Here is a 5,107-nt window from a genome sequence, read left to right on the forward strand (position 1 = left end):
GCCTTTGACCACGCCGTACCCGCGCTGGCGGAGGCTCTCGGGGACGCGGGACTGTCCCGCCTCAAGGCGCTGGCCGAAGCGGCCTGCGAAGCGCCGCTAACCGATGCCGACCTCGCCCGCTACGATTTCATCTCCGACCGTGATGCCCGCGCCGAGCGCGCCCTTGCCGGGCGCAACCGCACGGCGGAGATGATCCTGCAGGACGTGGCGGATGCCGAGGGCGACGTGGACAGCTGGCTCGCGCAATACAGCCCCGAGCAGCTGACCTACTCGACCATCGCTCCCTCCGCCGCGACCCGGCTGCTGGCGGCGGGCCGCCCCGAGGACGCGCTGCGGCTGATCGAGGCCGCCTTGCCCGGCGAAAGCGGCGATCCGTGGTTCGACACGCCCGAACTGGACGAGGCCCATTTCGCCTGCCTTGAGGCGCTCGGCCGCAAGGACGATCTGAAGGCCGCGCTCTGGCACCGCTTCGGGCGCCGGCTCTGCCCCGACGCCCTGCGCCGCCATATCAAGCTGCTGCCCGACTTCGAGGACATCGAGGCCGAGAACGCCGCGCGCCGGATCGTCCTCGCCTACAAACCCATAGATAAGGCGCTGACTTACTGCCTGCAGGCCCCCGACCTGCCGCTGGCGGCTGAGTTGATTGACGCCCGCAGCGAGGAGATCGACGGCGATGCCTATGAGATCCTCACCCCGCTCGCCGACGCCCTCGCCCCCGGCCACCCGCTCGCCGCCGTGATGCTGTGGCGTGCGATGATCGACTTCGCGCTGGCTAAAGCCCGCTGCGGACGCTACGGCCACGCCGCCCGGCACCTGATGGGCTGTGCTGCCGCGGATGCCGAGATCCTCGATTACGGCATGCATCTGTCGCACGCGGACTATCTTGAAGCGCTGCGCGAGAATCACGCGAGGAAATCAGCGTTTTGGGAGCGTTTGCGGGAAGGGTAGCCCCCGCGGGTCATCACGTGGACGACAGAAGACCCTCACCGTCCCTCCGCACGCGATCGCGTGGAGGCGCCATTTCGAGCGCCCTTGGCTATGATCGACTGTCCGCGGCTTTGAGGCTTGCAGGGCATCCAGCGCTATCGCCGCGACGATGCATAAGGGGCCTGAGCTCAAGACTGCCAGTTGATCGAGGCCGACACCCGACTGAGCACTGGAGCGTGCGGCCCAGACGACGTATTTCTTGGATGACACCTTTGCGCAGGAAGCGGACTTGGCTCAGCTTTGCTCGGGCCCCGGAAGCTGCCGTCTTCGCGGAGCGCGCCGACCGGCCCCTGCGAGCCCAGACTCACAGATGTTGCAAGGCGTTCGAATGGCCGCTTCAGGTTTGGCCAACCTGTTGTGCCGACCAAACCAAGTTCTGCGATCAGGCGACCACGTTGTGCTCAGGGCCAAAAGGAAAGCCGGTGATGTTCTCATTGCCGTCTTCGGTAATGATCAGGATATCATGTTCCCGATACCCCCCGGCGCCTGATTGCCCTTCCGGGATGGTCAGCATCGGTTCCATTGAGATCACCATGCCAGGCGCGAGAACCGTGTCGATATCCTCCCGCAATTCAAGTGCCGCCTCGCGACCGTAGTAGTGGCTTAGTATTCCGAAGGAATGACCGTAACCGAAGGTCCGGTATTTCAATAGGTCACGCTCTGCAAAGAAGTCATTGATCGCATGAGTAACTTCGGCACAAGAGACGCCAGGCTTCAAGAGGCTCATGCCGTATTGATGAGCTGCAACGTTCGCCTCCCAAACATTCAGGCTGGCCTCGTCGACTGTTTCGACAAAGAGCGTGCGCTCCAGCGCTGTGTAATATCCCGAGATCATCGGGAAGGTGTTGAGGCTGAGAATGTCACCGCTCTGCAAGTGCCGAGAAGTGACCGGATTGTGTGCGCCATCGGTGTTGATCCCGGACTGGAACCATACCCAAGTGTCCCGGTACTCGGCATCCGGGAAGCGACGGGCGATCTCCAGCTCCATGGCATCTCGACCGGCCATCGCAACGTCTATCTCTCGCACGCCTGCCTTGATCGCATCGCGGATCGCGTAGCCGCCCACGTCGGCGACCGCTGCACCCGCGCGGATCAGCTCCAGCTCTGCAGGCGATTTATGGAACCGCTGCGTCATTGTCGCAGGTGCGATGTCGACCGTGCTCGACGGAGCAAGGAAGTCATCCAGAAGCGCTTTCTGCGCGATGGAAATGTGGTCCCCCTCATACCCTACGACCCTACCTGGCCCAGTCACGGACAGGATGGCTCGCCAATAATTGTTCCGCTGCCAATCCGTATAGGTGATGTTGTCGCCATAACACCGCCGCCAAGGCTGCGCCGCATCTATCCCTGCACTGACGGTGACGGTCTCTGTAGCGGTGACGACCTGCGCGTAGGGACGCCCAAACGCGCAATAGAGAAAGCCGGAATAGTATGCCACGTTGTGCATCGAGGTCAGCACAACGGCACCGATGCCTTGGTCCGCCATAGTGGCGCGAAGCCCAGCCAGCCGCGCCTCGTACTCTGTATCTGAGAAGGACAGCACCTTTTCGCCCTGGTGGAAACGGTAGAAATCGGGGCGCGCAAGTCCGGTCGTGTTGGAAGTTCCGTCCATCGGTTCACTCCTGTTAGGGCCGATTGACCGCATGGGGAGTGCGCCTTATCGCTCAGGTCACCCCCCTCACCGCAATACGGCGAAGCAAGATCCCGGCGTTCAGGATGGCTTGATTTAGAGTTCCGACATCGGATCGTCGGTGGCGACGCCATCGCCTTTCTCAATGTTGTATGTAGTGCAAAGAATCCGATTCGATCAATAGTCGCGAAAGAAAGCCGACTTTGAGAGCAAGAGACTCTGTGTCCGCTCCTTGATCGCTCCAGGCTCTCGGGCCGAAGGTCCACTACACCGTGCGGGGCACCTCAAGGCGAATGGCTAGTTCGGGCTTATTCCGTTGAAAACCTCGGCTCGGGGATCGCGTTGACCCTCGCCCAGGATTTGCGGCGCCTGAGCTTATCCTTTCTCAACAGGCGACCGGTGGCATCGGAACGAGCTTTGCGAGCTTCCGGAGGTTCTGAGCGGTGGCTGCGAGGTGGAATTCGTCTCGTGCGCCGCTTGGGCCTCGCAATCGGAGACGGTTGAGGCCCAAGATGCGCTTCAAATGCGCGAAGAGCATCTCCACCCTCTTCCGGAGCTTGCAAGAGATCGCGTAGTCGGTCGTCTGGGCGATCGCACGCGCCCGATCCCGGGAGGGCTCGAAGATTGATCGCGTTACCTTTCGACACGGCGCCTTGGGACAGCAGCGCGCCTTCAGGTTGCAAGCATCGCAATCGGCTTTGCCGGCCCGGTCGCGAAGCATGCCATCGTCATCGGGTTTTTTCTCCCTGGGTTTCGTGAAGGTCCGCCGGCTTTGTTTCAACTCCCTGCCGCCCCGGCAGGCGTAGACATCCCTCTCGGCATCATAGTTTAAGTCGGCGCGCTCGAATGTCCCATCCCTACGCGCTCACTTGTCCCTCTCGGCAGATTGCTTCGCAATCGTCTGCTCTCGGCAATCGCCGCCCTCGACACCGACATCAAGCATCTCATGCGCCAATCGAAAGCCTGCCGACGGCTCATGGCCGTTCCCGGAGTGGGGCCGCTCACCGCGCTGCCCTTCACCGCCCCCGTTGACGATCCAGGACGGTTCCGACGATCCGGTGACCTCGGTGCGTATCGCGGCCTTGTCCCGCGCCGATATCAATCCGGTGAAGTCGACGACACCGGGCACATATCGAAGACCGGGGACCGGCGTGTGCGAATGTTGCTCTACGAAGCGGCGAACGTAACGCTGACCCGCGACACGGGAACGCTGAAGCTGAAGGAATGGGCGCTGGCGATCGCGCGCAAATCGAACAGGCGCAAAGCCCGGATCGCGCTGGCGCGTCGATTGGCAGTCATCATGCACGCAATGCTCAAGAGCGACACCGATTTCCACCCGGCCTGAGACTGGCCGGCGCTGCTTAACCCGGTCGACGAGAAAGGAGACCGCCCCGAGCTCCCGAGCGCGGAGCATCGCCCGAGGGAGGGAGCAGATGATGGCGCCGAGTCTGTGGCACGCGGCCGACCCCGGCTGACTGCGGTTTCAACCTCGCCACTCTCGGCCCCAGCTTACCCCATAAAGTGCCAAGCATGAGCACACCGAGAACGAAGGCACCCGAAAGGCACCAACCGCTCAGGACCGAGCACCCAGACCTTGCCCCATTAGAGAAAGGAATAGGCTGCAAGCGGCCATGCGACCCGAGTCCATCAAACCCGCGAGGTCAGCTACGCGCAGGAAGCCGACGTCGCACCGCTGGGCCTATTTTTCGGAAGCTGCCGTTCAGGCTGAACGCAGCGGTCGGCCCTTTCGAGCCCGAAGCGGAAGTGCCAGTTTCTCGCGGCGCGCGTTCGCAGCGGAACGACTGCTGTGAGGCGGTGGAAATTTACGCGGCACGGCAGCGAAGACTTCGGAAACTCATGCTTGGCGCAGCTGGAGTCTGAAGCAAAAGCCGGGAAGAACCCAGATTGCCTCTGATGTCGATAGAGGAGTTCTCGAGGTGGGTCCGGGCCCTGCCTTGGCACGCCTCGCGCCAGCGCACGCAAAACGGTGGCCAGGAAAAGCCAATGCCGGTAACGTGTTGGTGAAGAGCCTTTTCAACACCGATCTCGCTTTCATGACCGGAGCCCTATTGATGATTGTGCGCCCCATGTTTCCCTTGGCCTGTTCCGTGGCAGTGGGGCTGTTCTCGGCAACCACCTCGCCATCCGCCGCGCAAGACACAGGGACAGTCGGCGCCGATCAGCTCGGCTTCTCTATCCGCAACATGGACCAGAGTGTCGACCCGGCGGAAGACTTCTACCGCTACGCCGCCGGGGGATGGCTCGAGCGCATCGAACGACCTGAAAAACATCCGAAATACAGCATCTTCACCATCACCGGCGAGATCGTGCAGGCGCAGGTGAACGAGATATTCACGCGCGCTGCCGCGGAGGCCGAGGGCGCGCCCAAGGGCAGCCCGGCGCAGCTCGTGGGCGATTTCTACCGCGCCTACATGGATACCGAGGCGATCGACGCCCGCGGCATCACCCCGATCCAGGCCGAGCTCGACC

Annotated in this window: 3 protein-coding genes and 2 pseudogenes; 3 read left to right on the forward strand and 2 right to left on the reverse strand. The window is 62.5% G+C overall.

Annotated elements, in window-relative coordinates; translation table 11 throughout:
• Positions 1-948 (forward strand): DUF6880 family protein (locus tag ACN0Q0_RS17700; RefSeq protein WP_417244503.1); only part of this gene is annotated, 948 nt, incomplete at its 5' end.
• A gap of 421 nt (positions 949-1,369) precedes the next feature.
• Here the strand turns inward: ACN0Q0_RS17700 and ACN0Q0_RS17705 are convergent.
• On the reverse strand, positions 1,370-2,599 hold the full coding sequence (locus tag ACN0Q0_RS17705) for a M24 family metallopeptidase (protein WP_343502253.1): 1,230 nt from the start codon (positions 2,597-2,599) through the stop codon (positions 1,370-1,372).
• Positions 2,600-3,002: 403 nt separating this feature from the next.
• A pseudogene (locus ACN0Q0_RS17710) lies at positions 3,003-3,482 on the reverse strand (transposase); the annotation flags it as partial.
• 27 nt (positions 3,483-3,509) lie between these two features.
• Here ACN0Q0_RS17710 and ACN0Q0_RS17715 point away from each other — a divergent pair.
• Both ACN0Q0_RS17715 and ACN0Q0_RS17720 read left to right on the forward strand, forming a co-directional pair.
• A pseudogene (locus ACN0Q0_RS17715) lies at positions 3,510-3,962 on the forward strand (transposase); the annotation flags it as partial.
• A 610-nt stretch (positions 3,963-4,572) separates the two neighbouring features.
• Positions 4,573-5,107, forward strand: a 535-nt coding sequence (locus tag ACN0Q0_RS17720) for a hypothetical protein (protein ID WP_417244504.1), incomplete at its 3' end; no start/stop codon positions are given.

The organism is Celeribacter sp., from assembly GCF_048259695.1.
Classification (GTDB): Bacteria; Pseudomonadota; Alphaproteobacteria; order Rhodobacterales; family Rhodobacteraceae; genus Celeribacter.